Source organism: Flavobacterium cheongpyeongense (genome assembly GCF_003202435.1).
GTDB lineage: Bacteria > Bacteroidota > Bacteroidia > Flavobacteriales > Flavobacteriaceae > Flavobacterium > Flavobacterium cheongpyeongense.
The window spans coordinates 270,393-292,385 of record NZ_QJHK01000004.1; the positions used below are offsets into that span (position 1 = coordinate 270,393).

At 35.2% G+C, this 21,993-nt stretch carries 22 protein-coding genes and 1 tRNA gene; 12 read left to right on the forward strand and 11 right to left on the reverse strand.

Annotation, left to right across the window (positions count from 1 at the left end; all coding sequences use genetic code 11):
• Positions 1 to 129: 129 nt before the first annotated feature.
• The 5 genes from leuC to leuB all read left to right on the forward strand — a co-directional run bounded on the left by leuC (position 130) and on the right by leuB (position 5,355).
• Positions 130 to 1,524 carry a 3-isopropylmalate dehydratase large subunit gene (gene leuC, locus DMB65_RS06945; protein WP_110305917.1) on the forward strand — a complete coding sequence of 465 codons (1,395 nt, stop codon included), beginning with the start codon at positions 130 to 132 and terminating at the stop codon, positions 1,522 to 1,524.
• Positions 1,525 to 1,590: 66 nt separating this feature from the next.
• Complete coding sequence (locus DMB65_RS06950; RefSeq protein ID WP_110305918.1) at positions 1,591 to 1,950, forward strand: four helix bundle protein; 360 nt, start codon at positions 1,591 to 1,593, stop codon at positions 1,948 to 1,950.
• A 52-nt stretch (positions 1,951 to 2,002) separates the two neighbouring features.
• Positions 2,003 to 2,599 (forward strand): 3-isopropylmalate dehydratase small subunit, encoded by a 597-nt coding sequence (gene leuD / locus DMB65_RS06955; RefSeq protein WP_007809710.1) that lies wholly within the window; start codon positions 2,003 to 2,005, stop codon positions 2,597 to 2,599.
• 127 nt (positions 2,600 to 2,726) lie between these two features.
• Positions 2,727 to 4,250 (forward strand): alpha-isopropylmalate synthase regulatory domain-containing protein, encoded by a 1,524-nt coding sequence (locus DMB65_RS06960; protein ID WP_110305919.1) that lies wholly within the window; start codon positions 2,727 to 2,729, stop codon positions 4,248 to 4,250.
• A 49-nt stretch (positions 4,251 to 4,299) separates the two neighbouring features.
• On the forward strand, positions 4,300 to 5,355 hold the full coding sequence (gene leuB, locus DMB65_RS06965) for a 3-isopropylmalate dehydrogenase (protein WP_110305920.1): 1,056 nt from the start codon (positions 4,300 to 4,302) through the stop codon (positions 5,353 to 5,355).
• 71 nt (positions 5,356 to 5,426) lie between these two features.
• Here the strand turns inward: leuB and DMB65_RS06970 are convergent, their stop codons facing one another.
• On the reverse strand, positions 5,427 to 5,777 hold the full coding sequence (locus tag DMB65_RS06970) for an RNA recognition motif domain-containing protein (protein WP_110305921.1): 351 nt from the start codon (positions 5,775 to 5,777) through the stop codon (positions 5,427 to 5,429).
• Positions 5,778 to 6,019: 242 nt separating this feature from the next.
• On the opposite strand from DMB65_RS06970, the gene DMB65_RS06975 reads away from it, so the two are divergent.
• From DMB65_RS06975 to DMB65_RS06995, 5 genes are all read left to right on the forward strand, one after another.
• On the forward strand, positions 6,020 to 6,586 hold the full coding sequence (locus tag DMB65_RS06975; RefSeq protein WP_110305922.1) for a 30S ribosomal protein S16: 567 nt from the start codon (positions 6,020 to 6,022) through the stop codon (positions 6,584 to 6,586).
• 15 nt (positions 6,587 to 6,601) lie between these two features.
• Complete coding sequence (rimM, locus tag DMB65_RS06980; RefSeq protein ID WP_110305923.1) at positions 6,602 to 7,126, forward strand: ribosome maturation factor RimM; 525 nt, start codon at positions 6,602 to 6,604, stop codon at positions 7,124 to 7,126.
• Positions 7,127 to 7,186: 60 nt separating this feature from the next.
• Positions 7,187 to 7,900: a tRNA1(Val) (adenine(37)-N6)-methyltransferase gene (locus DMB65_RS06985; protein ID WP_110305924.1), complete on the forward strand. Its 714-nt coding sequence runs from the start codon at positions 7,187 to 7,189 to the stop codon at positions 7,898 to 7,900.
• Positions 7,901 to 8,059: 159 nt separating this feature from the next.
• Positions 8,060 to 9,238 (forward strand): acyl-CoA dehydrogenase family protein, encoded by a 1,179-nt coding sequence (locus DMB65_RS06990; RefSeq protein ID WP_110305925.1) that lies wholly within the window; start codon positions 8,060 to 8,062, stop codon positions 9,236 to 9,238.
• Between the two features lie 90 nt (positions 9,239 to 9,328).
• Complete coding sequence (locus DMB65_RS06995; protein WP_110305926.1) at positions 9,329 to 10,111, forward strand: DUF3050 domain-containing protein; 783 nt, start codon at positions 9,329 to 9,331, stop codon at positions 10,109 to 10,111.
• A 265-nt stretch (positions 10,112 to 10,376) separates the two neighbouring features.
• Here DMB65_RS06995 and DMB65_RS07000 read toward each other — a convergent pair whose 3' ends face one another.
• The 10 genes from DMB65_RS07000 to DMB65_RS07045 all read right to left on the reverse strand — a co-directional run bounded on the left by DMB65_RS07000 (position 10,377) and on the right by DMB65_RS07045 (position 20,284).
• Positions 10,377 to 11,924, reverse strand: a complete 1,548-nt coding sequence (locus DMB65_RS07000) for a Fic family protein (protein WP_110305927.1) — start codon at positions 11,922 to 11,924, stop codon at positions 10,377 to 10,379.
• Between the two features lie 266 nt (positions 11,925 to 12,190).
• Positions 12,191 to 12,718 (reverse strand): hypothetical protein, encoded by a 528-nt coding sequence (locus DMB65_RS07005; protein WP_110305928.1) that lies wholly within the window; start codon positions 12,716 to 12,718, stop codon positions 12,191 to 12,193.
• A gap of 47 nt (positions 12,719 to 12,765) precedes the next feature.
• The gene (locus tag DMB65_RS07010) at positions 12,766 to 13,581 is read right to left on the reverse strand and encodes a DUF4393 domain-containing protein (RefSeq protein ID WP_110305929.1); all 816 of its coding nucleotides are present in this window, start codon (positions 13,579 to 13,581) and stop codon (positions 12,766 to 12,768) included.
• Positions 13,582 to 13,775: 194 nt separating this feature from the next.
• Positions 13,776 to 13,862 (reverse strand) — tRNA-Ser (locus DMB65_RS07015).
• A gap of 95 nt (positions 13,863 to 13,957) precedes the next feature.
• Positions 13,958 to 14,995, reverse strand: coding sequence for an asparaginase (locus DMB65_RS07020; protein WP_110305930.1), 1,038 nt, complete (start codon positions 14,993 to 14,995; stop codon positions 13,958 to 13,960).
• Positions 14,985 to 16,121 carry a 1-acyl-sn-glycerol-3-phosphate acyltransferase gene (locus tag DMB65_RS07025; protein ID WP_110305931.1) on the reverse strand — a complete coding sequence of 379 codons (1,137 nt, stop codon included), beginning with the start codon at positions 16,119 to 16,121 and terminating at the stop codon, positions 14,985 to 14,987. The genes DMB65_RS07020 and DMB65_RS07025 overlap by 11 nt, the downstream gene beginning before the upstream one ends.
• A gap of 63 nt (positions 16,122 to 16,184) precedes the next feature.
• The gene (locus tag DMB65_RS07030; protein WP_110305932.1) at positions 16,185 to 16,964 is read right to left on the reverse strand and encodes a TatD family hydrolase; all 780 of its coding nucleotides are present in this window, start codon (positions 16,962 to 16,964) and stop codon (positions 16,185 to 16,187) included.
• 238 nt (positions 16,965 to 17,202) lie between these two features.
• Positions 17,203 to 18,852 (reverse strand): S41 family peptidase, encoded by a 1,650-nt coding sequence (locus tag DMB65_RS07035; RefSeq protein WP_110305933.1) that lies wholly within the window; start codon positions 18,850 to 18,852, stop codon positions 17,203 to 17,205.
• A 119-nt stretch (positions 18,853 to 18,971) separates the two neighbouring features.
• A complete protein-coding gene (locus DMB65_RS07040) occupies positions 18,972 to 19,697 on the reverse strand; it encodes a tetratricopeptide repeat protein (RefSeq protein ID WP_110305934.1) in 726 nt (241 codons plus the stop codon).
• Positions 19,698 to 19,699: 2 nt separating this feature from the next.
• Positions 19,700 to 20,284, reverse strand: a complete 585-nt coding sequence (locus DMB65_RS07045; protein ID WP_110305935.1) for an RNA polymerase sigma factor — start codon at positions 20,282 to 20,284, stop codon at positions 19,700 to 19,702.
• A 126-nt stretch (positions 20,285 to 20,410) separates the two neighbouring features.
• Between DMB65_RS07045 and DMB65_RS07050 the strand changes: the two genes are divergently transcribed.
• Both DMB65_RS07050 and DMB65_RS07055 read left to right on the forward strand, forming a co-directional pair.
• Positions 20,411 to 20,701, forward strand: coding sequence for a hypothetical protein (locus DMB65_RS07050; RefSeq protein WP_110305936.1), 291 nt, complete (start codon positions 20,411 to 20,413; stop codon positions 20,699 to 20,701).
• Positions 20,702 to 20,896: 195 nt separating this feature from the next.
• Positions 20,897 to 21,877: a hypothetical protein gene (locus DMB65_RS07055; RefSeq protein ID WP_110305937.1), complete on the forward strand. Its 981-nt coding sequence runs from the start codon at positions 20,897 to 20,899 to the stop codon at positions 21,875 to 21,877.
• Positions 21,878 to 21,993 lie beyond the last annotated feature (116 nt).

Consider the following 21,993-nt stretch of genomic DNA (forward strand, 5'->3'; position numbering starts at 1 on the left):
TTACTTTGGGTATCGTATATAATGAAATATTGAAATTGACCACTTTGTATCTTTTTCTAATTTTGTTTTCCTAATATAACAAGCAGGAATTGCTGTGACTTATAGAATTACAATTAAAAAAAATAAAAAATGAGTAAGACATTATTTGACAAAGTATGGGATTCACACGTTGTGCGCAAAATTGAAGATGGACCGGATGTGTTTTTTATTGATCGTCATTTCATTCACGAAGTTACGAGTCCTGTTGCTTTTTTAGGATTAAAAGCCAGAGGCGTAAAGGTTTTATACCCTGAGCGTACTTTTGCAACTGCCGATCACAATACACCAACCATAAACCAGCATTTACCAGTTGCCGATGCGCTATCTGCCAATCAATTGCAGGCATTAGAAGACAACTCCGCAGAATACGGAATTTCGCACTGGGGATTAGGTCACCAAAAAAATGGAATTGTGCACGTAGTAGGTCCTGAAAACGGAATTACTTTGCCAGGTGCAACTATTGTTTGTGGTGATTCACATACTTCTACTCACGGTGCTTTTGGAGCGATTGCTTTTGGTATCGGAACTTCAGAAGTTGAAATGGTACTTTCTACACAATGTATCATGCAGCCCAAACCAAAAAAAATGCGTATCAATGTAAATGGTAAACTAAGCAAAGGTGTTGGCCCAAAAGACGTTGCTCTTTATATTATTGCTCAATTAACTACTTCCGGAGGTACAGGATATTTTGTTGAATATGCGGGAAATGTATTCGAGGAAATGACTATGGAAGGTCGTATGACTGTTTGTAACCTAAGTATCGAAATGGGTGCCCGTGGAGGTATGATTGCTCCTGACCAGACTACTTTTGATTTCCTTGAAGGAAGATTATATGCCCCAAAAGGTGAAGCCTGGACGAAAGCTGTTGAATACTGGAAAACCCTTAAAACTGATACTGATGCTGTTTTTGACGCTGAATTAAACATCAAAGCAGAAGATATCGAACCAATGATTACTTATGGTACTAACCCAGGTATGGGAATTGGTATCTCTAAACATATTCCGAGTGCTGATCAGGTTGAAGGCGGTGAGGAAACGTATAAAAAATCGTTAGCTTACATGGGTTTCCACGAAGATGATGTGATGATTGGAAAACCAATTGACTACGTTTTCTTAGGAAGCTGTACAAATGGTCGTATTGAAGATTTCAGAGCTTTTGCTGAAATTGTAAAAGGAAGAAAAAAAGCTGATAATGTTACGGCCTGGTTAGTTCCGGGTTCTCACGTTGTAGAAGCTCAGATCAAAGAAGAAGGTATTTTAGACGTACTGACAGAAGCTGGTTTCGTATTACGTCAGCCGGGATGTTCAGCATGTTTAGCAATGAACGATGATAAAGTTCCAGCCGGAAAATATGCCGTAAGTACATCAAACCGAAACTTCGAAGGCCGTCAGGGCCCTGGATCTAGAACTTTGTTAGCTTCTCCAATTATGGCGGCGGCGGCGGCTGTTACAGGAAAACTAACAGATCCAAGAGAGTTGTTTTAGAAAGCTGTGAGCTCTCGGCTGCCGGCAATCAGCCCACTGCCGAGAGCTTATAGCCCACAGCCCAAAATGAGAGATTTTAGAAAATATAATGTTTGGCAAGAAAGTCATTTGTTTACACTTGAAGTTTATCAGGTAACAAAATATTTTCCAAAAGAAGAATTGTCTGGATTAACAAGTCAATTGAGAAGAGCAGTTTCTTCTATTCCAACAAATTTTACTGAAGGTTGTGGCTCTAATTCCGAAAAAGAATTTGCAAGATATTTGAATATTGCAATTGCTTCCTGTTCAGAGGTTGAATATTTATTATTACTTACTTCTGACTTGAAATATTTAAGCCCTGAAATTCATCAAAGTTTAGAGAAGAAAGTAATTCAAATTAGAAAACAGGTTTATCAATTAAGACTAAAATTAAATCAACAAAATTAGCGCAGTTTGCCAAAGCCCAAAGCTCAAAGCCGACTGCCCAAAAACAATAAAAATGGCATACGATAAATTTAATATATTGACCAGCAGTGCAGTGCCGCTGCCAATTGAGAACGTAGATACTGATCAAATAATCCCTGCTCGTTTCCTGAAAGCTACAAAACGTGAAGGTTTTGGAGACAATCTTTTCAGAGACTGGAGATATAACGGAGATGACACTCCAAAAGCTGATTTCGTTTTAAACGATTCAACTTATAGCGGAAAAATTCTTGTTGGAGGGAAAAACTTTGGTTCAGGATCTTCAAGAGAACACGCTGCATGGGCTGTTTACGATTATGGTTTCAGAGCTGTAGTTTCTTCTTTCTTTGCAGACATCTTCAAAGGAAACTGTCTAAATATTGGTGTTTTGCCGGTTCAGGTTAGCCCTGAATTTGCTGATACTATTTTTAAAGCTATCGAAGCTGATCCAAATACGCAATTAGAAATTAACTTACCCAATCAGACTATTACTTTATTGGCAACAGGGCAATCAGAATCTTTTGCTATCAACGGTTACAAAAAAAATAACATGATTAATGGTTTTGACGACATTGATTATTTACAAAATATTAAGGAAGATATTGTAGCTTTTGCTGACAAACTGCCTTACTAAACACAACCAACTCAAATGCAGTTACGTAAGTTTCAATTTCTATAGTTGGGCTTGGTAACTGCTTTTTACAATTTTACAAAATCCGATTCGAACTATCAAATCGAAAAAATATCATATCATATTTAGAATGGAAAAAAGAAAAATTGAAATAATGGATACAACGCTCCGTGATGGTGAACAAACCTCGGGAGTATCTTTTTCTGCTGCAGAAAAACTGACCATTGCACAATTGTTGTTGGAAGAATTAAATATTGATAGAATCGAAATTGCTTCAGCACGTGTGAGTGAAGGCGAATTTCAGGGCGTAAAAGGCATTATGTCATGGGCCGAACAAAAAGGATACACCAGCCGAATCGAAGTTCTGACTTTTGTAGACGGTGGTCTTTCTATAGACTGGATGAAAAAATCAGGTGCCAAAGTTCAGAATTTACTAACTAAAGGATCCCTGAATCATCTTACGCATCAATTAAAAAAAACACCAGAACAACATTTTTCTGAAATCGCCCAGGCAATTGCATTAGCAAAAGAAAACAATATTGAAACCAATGTCTATCTGGAAGACTGGAGCAACGGAATGCGAAATTCTCCTGAATATGTTTTTCAATATTTAGACTTTCTAACCCAACAGCCAGTAAAAAGAATTCTGCTTCCGGACACACTTGGCGTATTGATTCCTTCGCAGGCTTTTGAATTTATTTCGACAATCACAGCAAAATATCCCAATACTCATTTTGACTTTCATGCCCATAACGACTACGATTTAAGTGTTGCTAATGTTATGGAAGCTATAAAAGCCGGAATAAATGGACTTCACGTAACTGTAAACGGAATGGGAGAACGTGCCGGAAATGCACCACTTGAAAGTACGGTTGCCGTTATAAATGATTTTATGCCGGATGTAAAGATCAACATCAAAGAAACCTCATTATACTCTGTAAGTAAACTGGTTGAAACTTTTACAGGCTACAGAATTCCAGCCAATAAACCCATTGTAGGCGATAATGTTTTTACGCAGACTGCAGGAATTCATGCAGATGGTGACAACAAAAACAACTTATACTTTAATGATTTACTTCCGGAACGTTTTGGAAGAAAAAGGAAATATGCCCTTGGTAAAACATCCGGAAAAGCTAATATTGAAAAAAACCTTCAGGAATTAGGGTTGAAATTAAATCAGGAAGATTTGAAATTGGTTACCCAAAGAATCATCGAATTAGGCGACAAAAAAGAAACCGTTACCAAGGAAGATCTTCCATACATTATTTCGGATGTTTTGGACAGCCATACCTACGAAGAGAAAATCACAATCGAATCTTATATATTGGTTCACTCAAAAGGAATGCGTCCTTCAACTACTTTATGCCTGAAAATTGATGGGGAAATTATTGAAGAGCATGCTCAGGGTGACGGTCAGTTCGATGCTTTTATGAATGCCTTAACCAAAATTTATAAAAGTAAAAAACTGACGCTTCCAAAACTGATTGATTATGCGGTGCGAATTCCTCCAGGAAGTAGCTCTGATGCTTTATGCGAGACCATTATTACATGGGTAAACAACGGAAAAGAATTCAAAACCCGCGGATTAGATTCAGATCAGACAGTGGCAGCTATTATAGCCACTCAGAAAATGCTGAATATTATCACTCAGTAAAATTTAAATAAATAATCGAAATAATAAATAAACCCATAATATCCATAAAATGAAATTAAACATAGCCCTTTTAGCCGGAGACGGAATCGGACCAGAAGTAATTGATCAGGCAGTAAAAGTATCAGATGCTGTTGCACAAAAATTTGGACATGAAATCACCTGGAAACCAGCTTTAACCGGCGCAGCCGCAATTGATGCAGTAGGCGAACCTTATCCGGATGCTACACATGAAGTTTGTAAAAATGCTGATGCGGTTCTTTTTGGAGCGATTGGCCACCCTAAATACGATAACGATCCTTCTGCACCAGTAAGACCAGAACAAGGTTTGTTAAAAATGCGTAAAGCATTAGGTTTGTTCGCAAACGTAAGACCTACTTTTACATTCCCTTCTTTATTGGATAAATCTCCATTAAAAAGAGAAAGAATTGAAGGAACTGATTTGGTTTTCTTAAGAGAATTGACTGGAGGAATTTACTTTGGTGAAAAAGGAAGAAAAGACAACGGCGACACTGCTTTTGACAACTGCGTTTACACCAGAACCGAAGTACAGCGTTTAGCCAAAAAAGGTTTCGAATTAGCGATGACACGTTCTAAAAAACTGTGTTGTGTAGACAAAGCAAACGTTTTGGAAACTTCTCGTTTATGGAGAGAAACTGTTCAGGCAATGGAAAAAGATTATCCGGAAGTTACTGTTTCATACGAATTTGTTGATGCAGTAGCCATGCGTCTGGTACAATGGCCAAATTCTTATGATGTATTAATTACAGAGAACTTATTTGGAGATATCTTAACAGACGAAGCATCTGTAATCTCAGGTTCAATGGGATTAATGCCTTCTGCCTCTATGGGTGCTGAAGTATCTTTGTTTGAACCTATTCACGGTTCTTACCCACAAGCTACAGGATTAAACATTGCTAACCCGATGGCTACTGTTTTATCTGCTGCGATGATGTTCGAAAACTTCGGATTGATGGAAGAAGGAAAAGCAATGAGAGATGCTGTAAACAAAGCTTTAGAAGCCGGAGTAGTTACTGAAGATCTAGCTGATGGAGGAAAAGCATACGGCACCAAAGAAGTAGGTGACTGGTTAGCTGCTAACATCTAATTTCTTTTAGAAATAGAAACAAAAAAGGCGTCAATTTTCATTGACGCCTTTTATATATGTAGAAAAAAATATTAATATCCTCCTCTGTTTCCACCACGGTCGTTTCCGCCACGGTTGTTTCCGTAACCACCGCGAGAATCACCTCCACGGTTGTTATTGAAGCTTCTTCTTTCACCTTCAGGTTTTGGCTCAGATTTATTAACCACAATTGCACGTCCCTGAACAGTTGCCCCGTTCAATTCATCAATTGCTTTTTGAGCTTCGCTGTCGTTTGGCATCTCAACAAAACCAAATCCTTTGCTTCTTCCAGTAAATTTATCAGTAATGATCTTAACTGAATCAACTGCTCCGTAAGCCTCAAAAGACTCTCTTAAATCTGCTTCCTCAATACTGAATGGAAGGCTTCCAACAAAAATGTTCATATGTACTTGTTTATTATAATGTAGCAAATGTAGTCTTATTTTTCCGTAATCTACTATATATTAGTTTATTTATGTTTTTATTTTGATTTACAGCAAAGAATCCTATAAAACAATCTTCGAAAAGCCCAAAAAATTTATTCAACAGATTTAATAAATTTATGAGCCTAAAATTCAGAAAAAAATTATATATTTGCGCCCTTAATTAACAGAGGTCGAGTACCTCAAAATTTAATCATACGATTATGTCAGTAAAAATTAGATTACAAAGACACGGTAAAAAAGGAAAACCTTTTTACTGGGTTGTAGCTGCAGATGCACGCTCAAAAAGAGATGGTAAATACTTAGAGAAAATCGGTACTTACAATCCAAACACTAACCCGGCAACTGTTGAGTTAAATCTTGACAGCGCAGTTAAATGGCTACACAATGGTGCACAGCCAACTGATACTGCAAGAGCTATCCTTTCTTACAAAGGTGCTTTATTGAAACACCACCTAGATGGAGGTATTCGTAAAGGAGCTTTGACTCAAGAGCAGGCAGATGCAAAATTAGCTGCTTGGTTAGAAGCTAAAGCAGGAAAAGTTGATGCTAAAAAAGACGGTTTGACAAAAGCACAAGCTGAAGTTAAAGCTAAAGCTTTAAAAGCAGAACAAGAAGTTAATGCTAAACGTTTAGCTGCTGCGGCTCAGGCTGAAGCTGACGCTATCGCTGCTGCAACTGCTGCAGAGGCTACAGAAGAAGTTGCCGAAGTTGAAGCATCTACTGAAGAAGCTGCTGCTGAAGAGAATAACGAAACAACTGAAGCATAATTTTAGCTGGCGATAATGCGTAAAGAAGAATGTTTTTATTTAGGTAAAATCGCTAAAAAATTTAGTTTCAAAGGTGAAGTTCTGATCTATTTAGATACAGATGAACCTGAGTTATACGAAAATCTGGAATCAGTGTTTGTTGAACAGAACAAACATCTGGTTCCTTTTTTTATTGAAAAAAGTTCTTTACACAAAGGCGACTTTTTAAGAGTTCGTTTTGAAGATGTAAATACAGAAGAAGATGCTGATGCCCTGATTGGCAATGCTATTTATCTTCCCTTAACCATGTTGCCAAAACTTTCTGGCAACAAATTTTATTTCCACGAAGTTATCGGTTTTGAAATCGAAGACCAGCGTTTAGGCGTTTTTGGAAAAATTACTTCAATTAATGATTCTTCTGCCCAGCCACTTTTTGAAGTTTTAAATGGTGAAGTTGAAATTTTAGTCCCAATGATCGATCATTTCCTTGTAAAAATTGATCGTGAGAATAAAAAAGTAATCATGAATCTTCCTGAAGGATTGGTAGAGATGTACTTGTAGAAAGTATTCAGCCTTTCTGTCACAGTTTTTCAGTCGCTCACTTTTTTAAATCTTTTAGCAATGTCTAAATTCACTTTCAAACAATTCTCTGTTCAACAAGACAAAACCGCTATGAAAGTAGGAACCGATGGTGTTTTATTAGGTACTTGGACTCCAATAAATCATAATCCGTTTAGTATATTGGATATTGGTGCCGGAACAGGAATAATTGCTTTAATGCTTGCCCAGCGGACAGCTGCCCAACAAATAGACTCACTTGAAATTGATGAAGCCGCTTACGAACAGGCAACAGAAAATTTTGAAAATTCACCCTGGAATGACCGTTTATTTTGCTTTCATGCCGGCCTAGATGAATTTATTGAAGAACCTGAAGACGAGTATGATTTAATCGTTTCGAATCCTCCTTTTTATTCCGAAGATTATAAAACTGAAAATGAAAAAAGGGACTTAGCCCGTTTTCAGGATGCCATGCCTTTTGAAGAATTAATTGAAGCTGCCGATTTATTACTTTCTGAAAACGGAATCTTTGCCGTAATTCTTCCATTCAAAGAAGAAAAAAGTTTTATTGCTTTAGCTAAGGAATCTGAATTATACCCAACCAAAATTACACACGTAAAAGGAACTCCAACTTCCGAAGTCAAACGCAGTTTATTGGCTTTTAGCCGAAATGACAATCCGGAAATCGAAATCGATGAATTAACCATAGAAATCGAACGACACGTCTATACCCCTGAATATATCGAATTGACAAAGGATTTTTATCTTAAAATGTAAAGCCCTTATTTTAATTCAAAATCAATTAAAAAACCTTATTTACTTACTTATCAATATCTAAAGAGCTAAATAGTTTATTAAAAAGTAATTTTTACAACATTAATCATTAGTTTTGTTATATTTCTTTATGTAGATTTGTATCTATAAAACTATTGTACCATGAAACCAGACCTATTTCAAGCTCCCGATTACTACAATCTTGATGATTTACTAACAGAAGAACACAAATTGGTTCGCGAGTCTGCACGTGCATGGGTAAAGCGTGAAGTTTCTCCCATTATAGAAGAATATGCCCAAAGAGCCGAATTTCCAAAGCAAATTATAAAAGGTCTTGGAGAAATTGGCGGCTTTGGCCCCTATATTCCTGTTGAATATGGTGGTGCTGGTCTGGATCAAATTTCATACGGTTTGATTATGCAGGAAATTGAGCGAGGCGATTCCGGCGTACGATCTACCTCATCTGTACAATCATCTTTAGTTATGTATCCGATCTGGAAATACGGAAACGAAGAACAACGAATGAAATATTTGCCAAAACTGGCTACCGGAGAATTTATGGGATGTTTTGGATTAACAGAGCCAGATCACGGCTCTGATCCCGGAAGCATGATTACCAATTTTAAGGATATGGGAGATCATTATCTTTTAAACGGTGCCAAAATGTGGATCTCGAATGCCCCTTTTGCAGATATTGCCATTGTCTGGGCAAAAAATGAAGAAGGCAGAATTCACGGATTAATTGTAGAACGCGGAATGGAAGGGTTTTCAACTCCAGAAACCCATAACAAATGGTCGCTTCGTGCATCATCAACTGGTGAATTGATTTTTGACAATGTAAAAGTTCCAAAAGAAAATGTATTACCTAATAAATCAGGTTTAGGTGCACCGCTTGGCTGTTTAGACTCTGCCCGATACGGAATTGCCTGGGGTGCTATTGGAGCGGCAATGGACTGTTACGACACCGCTTTGCGTTATGCTAAAGAAAGAATTCAGTTTGGAAAACCAATTGGAGGTACTCAATTACAGCAAAAAAAATTAGCCGAAATGATTACTGAAATCACCAAAGCACAATTATTAACATGGAGATTAGGTATTTTAAGAAACGAAGGAAAAGCAACAACAGCCCAGATCTCAATGGCAAAGCGAAACAATGTCGACATGGCCATTAACATCGCACGCGAAGCCAGACAAATGCTGGGCGGAATGGGAATTACAGGCGAATATTCGATCATGCGTCACATGATGAATCTCGAAAGCGTCATTACATACGAAGGCACACACGACATTCATTTACTGATTACCGGAATGGATGTAACCGGAATTTCAGCATTCAAATAATAACGCTCTATTAAAATATATTGAAAATCAATACCAAAAGCTTCTTCTAATCGGGAAGCTTTTTTATATTTACCAAAAATACCACCACATATGAATATCGAAACCATAAACAATCGCATTAATCCTCAGAAGGAAATGCTTTTACAGCACTCATTGTACAATAAAATCCAAAACATCGATGACCTGCATAGTTTCTTAGAAAATCATGTCTTTGCAGTTTGGGATTTTATGTCATTATTAAAGGCTTTACAGGCTAAACTTACCTGTACCACTACACCATGGTTCCCCACCAAAAACCCGGAAACCAGGTATTTAATCAACGAAATTGTTTTGGCTGAAGAAACCGATTTGACTATCGACGGAAGAAGGCAAAGCCATTACGAAATGTATATCGAGGCCATGGAAGATTGTGGTGCAGATACAACGGCAATCAACAAATTTTTATCCGAAGTAAATTCGCTTCATAATATTTTTGTTGCCATCAAACAAAGCTCATTACATCCGGACGTAAAGTCATTTTTAGATTTCACATTCAGAGTCATTGAACAGGGTAAACCTCATGAAATCGCTGCTGCCTTTACTTTTGGAAGAGAAGACCTGATTCCGGCTATGTTTACCGAAATCCTAAAGAACTTTCAAAAAAACCTGCCAGATACCGATTTAAGAAAATTACTATATTATTTCGAAAGACATATTGAACTCGATGCCGATGAACACGGCCCCATGGCAATGCAAATGATTACGGAGTTGTGTGGCGGAGATGCCCAAAAATGGTCAGATGTCGAAGAAATTTCAATTCTTGCATTAGAAAAGCGAATTGGACTCTGGAACGCTATCGAAGAAGAAATCCTCATGAAAACTGAAATGGTATAAAACCATAATCCCTTTTTTAACGTAACTATTTGTTTAGAAATGATGTAAATCCTAATTTAAAGTAAAATGAATTGTTATATTTCTTTATTTCAATATTAATTTAGTAAAAAAAACATCTTCTAAAAGAGTCTTTACCGATATATGGTTAATAAAAAACCCTGAAAATTATTAACAATTTTTCAGGGTTTTACTTTTCGGGCAGTCTCTTTTATTCTTGTAGAGAGTAAGGAATTCGAACCTACCACTACATCTAGTTTATCATTTTTTAAAACCCGAATTTCATTCGTAATTCATAATTTCGTTCAATCTCTTTTATTTCTTCTTCTGTTAATGCTGAAAATTCTTTTTCGATCGCTCTTTTTGAAAGTTTCCCATCATTCTGTTCTAAAAAACGAATTAATAATGCTACCGTTTTATCCGGCATTTGAAAAATATCATCTAAATAACTTTTCATTTCATCATATTTTTGAAGATAAGTTACTTCCTGTGGAATCACATTTTCAATAGTATCATTTACACAATCGTACAAAAACTCCGCTTGTTTGGTAGCATCAAAATAACGGTAAAAATCAATGGTTTCATTTAAAACTTCAACATTGTTAGATTTTGTCTTTTCCCATTCTATAAAATCAAGTAACGGATGAGAATACGATTCTAACACGTTTCGATAGTCATCAATATGATTTAAAATAGAAGCCGAAACAGGAAAAATAATTCCCTGATGTGCAAATCGCATTTTTGATAATATATGATGTATTAAATAGCGATGAATTCTGCCATTCCCGTCTACATAAGGATGAATAAAAACGAATCCAAATGCAATTCCTGCTGCTGCTAAAACGGCATCAAAACAATCTTCTTCCAGTTTTTTATAAGTAGCAATCAAGCCATCGATCAGTTTTTCTATATCTTCCTGTTTTGCTGAAATATGTTCCGGGATTGGGTCACCGGTAATTCTTTCATGCTCGCCTACAAACCCGCCTTCCTTTCTAAAGCCCATTTCAAGAAAACGGCTGTTTTCTATTACAATTTGCTGTAATCGAAGCAATTCTTCTTTATCCAGTGCTTTCAAACCTGCCTGCCCAATCGCTTTTCCCCAACGTACAGCACGATTAGTTGTAGGATTCTCTCCTTCTATTGTAAAAGAGGCTTTTGAATCTTTCAGCAATAAAAAGGCCGAAGCTCTTTGCAAAACATCTTTATGAAACGTATTTAAATAAGCGTCTTTTTTTTGGGAAAGATTCTCTTCGATATAATTCTTAAGTTTATCGGTTTTAAATAGTAACGGACAAAAATCAACCGTGCCTGGTAAATTATTAATGATACGGTGCCGACCTGATTTTAAGCCGTTTATTACTGTAAATTGTTTATTAGCATCTAATAAATCCGAATATTTGATTTTCACATCAGCATCTGGAATATCTAGACTTTCAGCCATAAGCCATTCATACAAAAACCATATTTTTCGGACATATTGCCCTGTAGATTCTTTATTAATAATTTCTTCTATTTCATTTTTTGAAATTTTTTCAAAAAGCTTTTTGAAAACCAGCAGATTGATTCCCTCATATTTAAGGGCAAATACCAAATGTTTAAACAAGGTATCATCAGGCTGGTAACTTGGAGGATAAACATCGAAATTTTGAACTGAATATTTTTTGTTTTTTTTACTGACAATTGAAATAGTTTGCGGGATAGGTACATTTAAACCATGACTATCTATAATTGCAGTATAACCAACTAATTTGGCTTCTTCAGGTAACTTTTTACCATCAAAAACAGACGCTGTTCGAGAAATTATTACGCTATTCATTGTTTTTCATAAAAAAGACACGCTAATTAAAAATTAAAGATAATCTTAATTTCTGCAAAAAACAAACGCTTTACATTAAAAACAAACGCTTTACAACATATTGAAATAAAAATGCACGCTTTATATGTATGAATTATCTCTTGCAATTTTTTTTAGAAGCAGAAAATCTGTTTTCAAAAGACCAATTCTCCCGCTATCCACTTTATCTTTTGTAGCGAACCCCGCCAAAAGGATATCATTTCTATCGGGGCTGGATTAGAGGTTTTTCAATTTACAAAATGTATTTTTTCTGGTCTTGGAGGTGATGGCGGAGGTATTAGGTATCCTAAATCTCCAAAATCTACAACCTTTTTTGTTGGAAGAAATTTTAAATTAGCTTTTATTTTCCCTAATGAATCTATAAATGTTTTGAGCTCTTTTGGAATTACATTACCATATAAAAAAATCCTTTTATGCTTATCTTTTATAGAAACATTCAAAAGATAAGCCTGACCATCGTACAAATTTTCTTGTGCGTAATCATTATCAAACTTTATAAAATTTATTCCATTAAATAATTTACTAAGCTTTTCTCTTTCTGCTGACTTAAGGATTGTATAAGAATTTTCTATCGGCTCAGGATACCGCTTCTGAAAATAAATGGTATCACTTTTTGTGAATTTTAGAGAAGTTAGATGATGCAAACCCGCAGAAGAAATAACAAAATCATCAAAAGGAAATGACTTCACCTCTTCTTTTTTAGAGCAGGAAATTAATACGAATAGAAGACTTAAAAGTATAATTTGGTTTTTCATATATTAAAGATAAAAATAGAGAGAACTGACTTTCTATTTTTGATATATCATTTTCTTTCTTTAACAACATTATTTATAAACAACTTTCCATAATTTGTAATCCGAATAACTTTTTTTGATATTTTCATCGTCATTCCTTTAGCTTCTATTGCATCCTTTGCAATAAGAATTAATTCATCATTTTCTAAGTCGTCATAAGTTTTTGGCGCACTTAAATACGAATCTTCTGGGATTTCTGTAAGACCTAATCTACATATATTATCAAGATATGAAGGTATTAAATCAGGTCTTTTGAAATCCATTAGATTTTTAAAATGTGAAAAATTGTTCATTACAATTATTTCTCCAGAACTTTCTGGAATTATTTGAACGATATTAATCAAAGGATAAATTGACTTTTCGATAAATATCTGTAATAATTTTGCTTCATCACTGCATAAATTTTTTAATATTTCAACATAACCGGGATGAACTAAATGCTGTGTTGAATTATCCATTGCCGAGGCTAATAAATTTGTATAAAGTTCCCTTAAATCGACGTCTTCTCCACTAAACCTTAAAGCTTCAAAAGCTGGACCTGCAATTGATGGCGGTGGTGTTACAATATTTTCTTCTGGTACATTTTTTAACTTCTCAGAAACACTATTTGTTACATAATTTTCAATTTGCTCATATCCCCAAACTAATCCTCTAATAGGAAATAGCACAATATTAACTGCTCTTGTAACAGTTTCAAGTGTATTGCCAATTTGTTTTGCTGCAGGTTGTATTGTGTCTTGATAAACTGGAATTGCAGCTACTAAACCTGTTACAGCATGAATTGTTGCATTAACATTAGAATCTTTATTTTCATTTTCTTCCATAAATTTTTCTTTTTAATTATCTCGTTAATTGCTCTTTATCTATTTAACTTATGAAATTATTGTTGAAATCATTTAATTACGAAGATAATTTTTTTTCAAAGCAAAACATCACATTTTCAAAATGTATGCTAATAATAAAAAAAAAACAAAAATCCCGAAATCTCAATAAATGAAATTGCGGGATTTAATTCTTGCAGAAAGGAAGGGATTCGAACCCTCGATACAGTTACCCATATACTAGCTTTCCAGGCTAGCTCCTTCAACCACTCGGACACCTTTCTATTTTGGTTTGCAAATAACATGAAAAAAAATGAGTTAGAAAAGTATTTTTTTAAAATCCTCTCAATACTTGCAGTATTTTGTCTAATTAAATCGGCTAAAGCGAAATTTCACCACGCAAGGCCGTTTCAAAAATGGTTTTAAATTCATTTTGCGGAATCGTAACCGTGTGCCCCAATAAATACATTAACTTGGTAATAGCCGCTTCCGTTGTAATGTCTTTGCCGGAAATCACGCCCAAAGATTTCAAGGCTGTACTAGTTTCATATTGTCCCATATTGACGCTTCCGCCTGAACATTGTGTTACGTTGACAATATGCATTCCATTCTGAATTGCTTTCTGAATCAGGTTTAAAAACCAGTCTTCGGTTGGAGCGTTTCCGGACCCGTAAGTTTCAAGTACAACTCCTTTTAGATCTTTAATTGCCAAAATCGAAGCCAGAACAGTCTCACTCATTCCGGGAAACATTTTTATAATGGCGACATGATTGTTCAGGTTTTTATGCACAATCAGTTTTGCGTCGGTTTTTATGGGAAGAAATAAATGTCGGTTTAATTTTAAGTGTACACCAGATTCTACCAATTCCGGATAATTGGGTGCTGTAAACGCCCTGAAATGTTCTGCATTTACTTTCGAAGTTCGGTTTCCGCGATATAATTTATATTCGAAATACAGACAAACTTCGGTAATTACAGGCTGTCCGTTTTCCTGAAGTGAAGCAATCTGAATGGCTGTAATCAGGTTTTCTTTGGCGTCTGTACGCAAGTCCCCAATTGGCAGTTGCGAACCCGTAAATACAACAGGTTTTGCTAAATTTTCGAGCATAAAACTCAATGCCGATGCCGAATACGACATGGTATCTGAACCGTGCAACACGACAAATCCGTCAAATTTATTATAATTTTCCTCGATAATGGTGGCAATTTTAACCCACATTTCAGGATTCATATTCGAAGAATCGATTGGATTTGCAAAGGAAACCGTTTCGATTTCACAGTCGAGTTGTTTTATTTCGGGGATGTTTTTAAGCAGTTTTCCAAAATCAAAAGCTTTGAGAGCCCCTGTTTCAAAATCTTTGCTCATACCGATAGTTCCACCGGTATAAATTAAAAGTATTTTGGATTTAGAAGGCATTCTTGTATTTTAATTTACTTACAACCGGATTCGCATACATGGCCAAAAACCCTTGTCTGGCAACTCCATTGTCAGTTCCTATTCTCTTTTCTAAACGACGCTCAAAAAGCTGTTTCTCGCCTTCTTTGTATAAGTGGCTGTATTTATTGGTCTCATTCAGAATGTCATACGCAATAAAATTGGTTGGCCATAATTGATAATTTTGCAAAATAGAATCATCAATTGTTTGTGCCAGGGCCTGAATTTGTTTGTTCGAATTATCATTTTCGGCAACAATACGGTCAATTTCAGTATCTAAAACATCTCCAACAGAAATATGGATTCTTTTTTTGGTTCCCATAATCCCGCTTAAAATCGTCATGAAATCCTCGTTTTTATCTTTTACATAAACCTCGTTGTTGGCTTCTGCCATTAATTGTGGCATTTTTAAAACATCGGTTGGATCGTATTCGTATGAAATGGATACCGGCACGATTTTTAATTTTTTGAAATAATCCATCGGGTTAGCTTCATCAGAACCCATTGCAATCATTTTTAAAACACCCGGATTAGTTGCATCATTTCCGTCTTTGGTGCGGCCTTCCCTTTGTGCAATCCACACTGAGCGGTTTTCGCGAAGCAATAACTGCCCCATATATTCGGCCAGTAATTTTGAACTTTGCAGCATTTCTCTTGGCGTTAAACCTCTTAAAACTAAAAAGTTCCTGTTCAGTTTTGCGAGTGTGCTCAAAAATGCTTTTTTGACCAGATTATCACCAATTGCCGATGCGGTCATGACCAGACCGTGTTCAAACAGACAAACATTTAATAAAGTAGTATCCAGTAAAATATCGCGGTGATTGGATATAAATAAATAAGGCGTGTTTTTTTCTAATTTTTCAAAGCCCGAAGTGGTAAGTCCTTCTGAACTTTTTTCAAGTACTTTCTGAATCGTCTGATAAATAAAATTGCATTGAAAATCACGGATTGAGTGTGTTTTCTTCAATTGTTCTTTCCATACTTCATCATTTAATTCCGGAAAAGTAAAATTCATCATGGTTTTCATCATCGGATGATTGACAACTCCATGAAGTGCTTCATTTACTTCTGAATCATAAAATGGTCGAATAGCGTCAAATTTCTGCATTATAATTATCAATTTAAGTGGGCAAAAGAACAAAAAAAAAATTAAAGTATTGTAATCCGGTTATTAAATCCCGAAAACGTCTTTAGAGTTTTGTGTTGTTGCTGCTGCAATTTCTGTATCTGAAAGGTCGTAAATTTCGGCCAGTTTTGCAATTACATTCGTTAAATAACTGCTTTCGTTGCGTTTACCTCTGTATGGAATGGGCGCCAGATAAGGTGAATCGGTTTCTAAAACGATATGTTTTAAATCAATCTGGTTTAAGAATTGGTCGATTTTTCCGTTTTTAAAAGTCACTACTCCGCCTATTCCTAATTTCATATTATACGAAATAGCCTGAAGTGCCTGCTCGTAGCTTCCGGTGAAACAATGAAAAATACCAAATAAATCTGCTGATTTTTCTTCTTCCAGAATTTCAAAAACTTCATCAAAAGCGTCGCGGCAATGAATCACGATCGGAAGTTTATATTGTTTTGCCAGCTGAATTTGTTTTCTAAAAGCGATTTGCTGTTCTTTTAAATGGGTTTTATCCCAGTACAAATCGATTCCGATTTCGCCTACGGCATAAAATTTTCGTTTTGAAAGTTCTGTTTCAACATGTTTCAGCTCGTCCAGATACTTCTCTTTCACGTAAGTGGGATGCAAACCCATCATCAAAAACACATGATCCGGATACTTTTGCTCCAGATCATACATTGATTGTGTGGCTGCAGCATCAATAGCGGGAATAAAAAAACGGGTTACTCCTGCGTTTATGGCTCTCTGAATCATTTCATCACGATCCTGATCAAATTCTTCAGAATATAAATGAGTGTGGGTATCGGTAATAATTGTTGCTGAATTCAATTGTATTGTCTTTTTTAAAGTTGTCAAAATTACGACAATAATAAACGAATAGCAATTGTGGGATTTGGGATGCTGATGAAACGGATTCACTTTTGTGAAAATGCTGATGAAACAGGGATTTTTTTATGTTTCTCTTTAATATTGAAGAAAAAAAATTACACTACAATCAACAAAATGAGCCAATCTTTGTCGATCAACTCATGCGATTTATCCCTAAGATCGAAATAACATAAAAATACTATTTGCCTGTTTCAATGAAAGCCAGTGCTCTGTCTAAAACCTCATCTTTTCCTTCCTGAATTCCTTTGATGGTTGGTTTAACTTCAATATCCGGAACAATTCCGATTCTTTGGGTTTCTCGTTTGTCAGGATAATAAACGCCTATTCCTGAAAAACCTGTATGAAATCGTTTAAAATCAAATTCGAATACATTTCCATCTGCTCCAGCCGTCTGACTGCCAATAATAGTGGTGTTTTCTGCCGTTTGAAAACACATAGCTGTCCATTCGGACTGACTGTAAGCATCTTCGTTTAACAAAACAATCACTCTGCCTTTATAATGATCTTTGTTTTCAAATCCAGCTTTTGCTCCTTCTGTCCATTTATATTTTCCCGGATATTTTAAATAAGGTTCCGTGTAAATCGCAAAACTTTTTTCCTTAGAATTTAAAAAATCTGAAATTTCTTTCCATGTATTTTGCGGATAATTTCTCATATCAAAAACAATTGCCTTTGTTGATTTTAAAGCTTCAATCATATCCGGAATATTTTTTGGTTTGATAACTCCCATATTAACATAGCCGACATTATTTTCGAGAAGTTTAAATTTGTCCTTCTTTTTTATGGCTCCCTTTTTATATTCGTTTCGATGAGAATCATGATAATTAAACCATATCATTTCTTTTATTTCTGACTTTCCATCTTTTAGAAACTCTACTTTTACATTTTCAGAATCAGAGGTAAGGATTGGATTTACAACTTTATTTAAAAACGAAGTTTTGTTTGAAGCACTTATAAAATTTTTATTTTCATCAATATAATTTTTAATCGTTTTATCATTTATTTTGGTAATAACATCTCCAATTTTAATATTATACACTTCTGCAAGACTATCACCTAAAATTTCGGTGACAACCAATTTTTCATCAATTATTTTACCCGTTGCCGGAAAATAAACCGTATTTTTTACTGTGCCTTTTGATGGATAGATATGAAACATAACATGCCCATCATTTATATTAGTTGACATTCTTTTCATTGCTGCTAAAAATTCTACATCATTTTTAACATCTAAAATAATTGGCAAAGTTTGTTCTAAACTCTTATCCCATTTTTGATCCATTACATATTTGTACGGAAAAAAATATTCTATAACATTCCAATAAGTAAATAACATTAAGATTCTGGAAACTTTATCATTATAGTCAAAACTAAAGTAATTTTTCAGATTTTTAAAACTATCAAAATCAGGTCCGAATTCTTCATTGCTCTGAAACCTGTTCTCTTCAATAAATTTCAATTTCTTCGAAAGCTTTTTAGAAAACAGCTTAGTATTATTCAACCAGCTTAAATCGAAATTCTTATCAAAAAGCTCTATGTCTTTTGGCGCATCAATCGGAGCAATTTCTTTTACCGATCCCAGCTCATCAATCCAGTTTTCTAAGATTAGAGAAAACTCTTCTTTAGTCTCCGCTTTTTCAATTTGAGGCAATTTTTCTAAAAGCTGATTGTCCCAATTTACTTCTCCTCCGGCTACTTTTGGATGATAATATTTTAAGAATCCCCAAACTTTGCATGTTGCTGTGAGTTTTTCTGTTTCAGAAATTTTGGCAAGAGCAAATGTGCATTGAAAGAATAGAATAAAGAGTGTTAAAATAATTTTCTGCATTTAAAAATGGTGGTTTAAGATTCTAAATCATTTTAATTCAGTTCATAAAAACAAAAAATCGAATTTAGAATAAAAATTTCTAAATTCGATTTTTTGTTAGTATTTCTTACAAAATTAATTTATTCCAAAGCATGTAAAAGTTCCTGAACTTCATCATAGTCTTCATACTCCTGAGAAATAGTCTGCAGGATTTGCTTACAGCCTTTATAATCTTTTTGTTTTAATTTGAGTAAAGCCAGATTCCAAAGTGCTTTTTCTTTATAAACAGAATTTCCTGATTTCAATTCATTGAAAACCACTTCTGCTTTTTTATATTCAATGGTTTGCAATAAAGAAACGCCATAATAATATTGAATTTCAGCAGTTTTGTTATTTTTAAGAACGGACTCAAAAAACGGAACCGCTTCTTTGAACTTTTTGTCATTAAAAGCTTTTTCGGCTTGTATCAAATTGACATTTGTATTGCTTCTTTCTGTAAAATGAGCTTGTCCGGGTTGGTTAAAATCATTAAAAGACGGATTTTGATTGTAGTCAAAAAAGAGCAATCCGAATAAAATTGCTACAGATGCCGCAGCAGCAAAATACCAAGGGCGCATGAATACGACTTTTGGCTTTTCTTTATTGAAGTGTTTATCTGAAATCGCAGAAAGGTTTTCTATGAACGCTTCTCTTTCCTGTTCATGTCCGAACTTAGTTTTCAATTGTCTCAAAACTTCTTTGAAAGTACTGAATTCCGAGGCAAAATCCTGATCTTCTGAAATTTGCTTTTCAAAATTACTTCTTTCTTCAACCGTCATTTCTCCCTGAAGATATTGATCAAATAATAGGTAGCGTTCTTCGTTCATGACTAATTATTTTTTAGAGATTTAAAATTTTTTGCTTCCTGAATCCACCGTGTCAGTTGCCCCACGCATAACGATTTCTTTTTACGTACATAGCCGTAAGTTACGTTTAGTTTTTCAGCAACCTCTTCCATTGATTTTATAGTAAAACTCAGTTTCAGCAATTCCTGGCATTTATCTCCTAATTTTTGGAACATCATGTCAAAAAGCTGCTGTTTCTCATCAAATTGTTCAGCCTGTTCAACTGAATCGAGAGCAGATTCATTGATAGATGCAAAATCTTCATTAATTGTTACCCCTTTATTCGAAGTTTTTTTCAACTCGTTAAGCCATTTCCTTTTGCACAACAAAAAGAAGTAGGCATCGAACGGACATGTCAACTGTAATGTATTGGCTTTGGCCTGATTAAAAAGCAAAATCATGATTTCCTGAACCACATCCTGGGCCTGATCCCTGTCGCCGGAATTGTTCATGATGTAGAAAACTACTTTTGGTACGTAATTTTTATAGATCGATCGGATTATAGCCGAGTCATTTGCGGCAATTCCGTCGATGTATTTTTGGTCAGGATGTATTTTACTTTTTTTCATATCGAAAATTATTAGCTAATGTAAAAAAAGAATCTGAAAAAAAACTACAGTAAAAAGGTAACAATTAAACAAAGAAATTGATATACGGTAACAAAATGTTTTTTTTAAGAATTAAAATAACACCTCATGAAAAGTTATCAATTAACAAACAAAAAAGATTTTGCCAGATTTCAGCAAACATTGTCGGACAAAATTCGCAACGGATTTATCATAATTGAAAAAAACGACAAGCTCCCTTATGTGGTTTTATCCAAAGAAAAAAAGCAGATCAATTCCTCTTTTCATCTTGCTTTGGTTTTGGCAACTCTTGGACTTTGGTCCATAATCTGGCTTTATTTAGTGATTAGTCTTCGCAAAAAAAAAATCCTGGTTGCGCTTGATGAAGACGGGAATGTTTTTGAAGAAAAATGCCTCTGAATAATTAAAAAAAAGGGGTAACAATTTTAAAAGCCTGTTGATATAGCACTATAAAACAAATTAAAAATATTTTTTTAAACAAGGGTAACAATATCAAACCCGAATTGATATAAGAATATAAAAATTGAATTAACAACCAAATCTGAAAACCAACTGACAACGATCAGCTCAGATTTATCAAAAAAATTAGAAATCATGAACACAAACTTTAGAAAAATCGGATTATTATTTTTAGCCTTAACGACATTTGTAAGCTGTGATGACAGCAATGGAGAAGATAAAGTTGTACCACCATCAGCTTCAGAATTTGCGGCACTAAGAGACGAAGCCCTTGTCGGAAAAACACAACATTTTACAGCTACTGCAGGAGCAGGCTCCATTACATTTACTTCAAAAAAAGGTGTTAAAATAACCATTAACGGAAACTGTCTAACCAAAGCAGGAAACGCAGTAACCGGAACAATCGACATTGAATATGTAGAGCTTTTTGACAAAGGAAGCATGCTGGTAACTAACAAACCAACAATGGGGTTAATGGCTGACGGAAATAAAAATTTATTAATCTCTGGAGGCGAATTTTTTATTAAAGCTACGCAAGGTGGCGTTGAACTTCAAACTTCCTGTTCAATGAGTATGATTGTTCCTGCAGCATTAACAGATGGTGTAGACAATACAATGACTTTATGGACTGGTTTAATTGATGAAGCCGGAGAACTGGCCTGGAAAGAAGCCAGAGCAGGTGGTGACGGTGCTAACGGCAAAGGCGGCGTTCAGGGAGAGGGAAACAATTATTATGTTACTTTTGGAAACTTTGGATGGACAAATGTTGACCGTTTTTACAGCGATCCAAGACCTAAAACTACTATTTTGGTAGATGCTCCTGAAGGTTTTGACAACAATAATTGTGCAATTTACCTGTCTTATGACGGCGAAGGAACAAATGCTCTTGCAAAATTAGACACCTACACAACAGCAGGTTTGTTCAGCGAACATTACGGACAAATTCCGGTTGGTTTAGCCTGTCACATCATTTTTGCTACAGAAGAAAATGGCCAATGGCGTTATGCAATTAAAGGAGTAACAATTGCTGCCAATCAGACCTATACCTTCACTCTTGCCGAAACAACAGTCGGTTCAGAAGCGCAACTGGTAGCTGCAATCAATGCCATTCAGTAACTTTCAAATACTTTTTTTAGGAAAAAGTGGTGATTTGCTCATCACTTTTTTTTACATTTAATGCTGTTTTAAATTTATTCTGATAATTTTCAGAAGCTAATCCTGCTGTCCGCTGT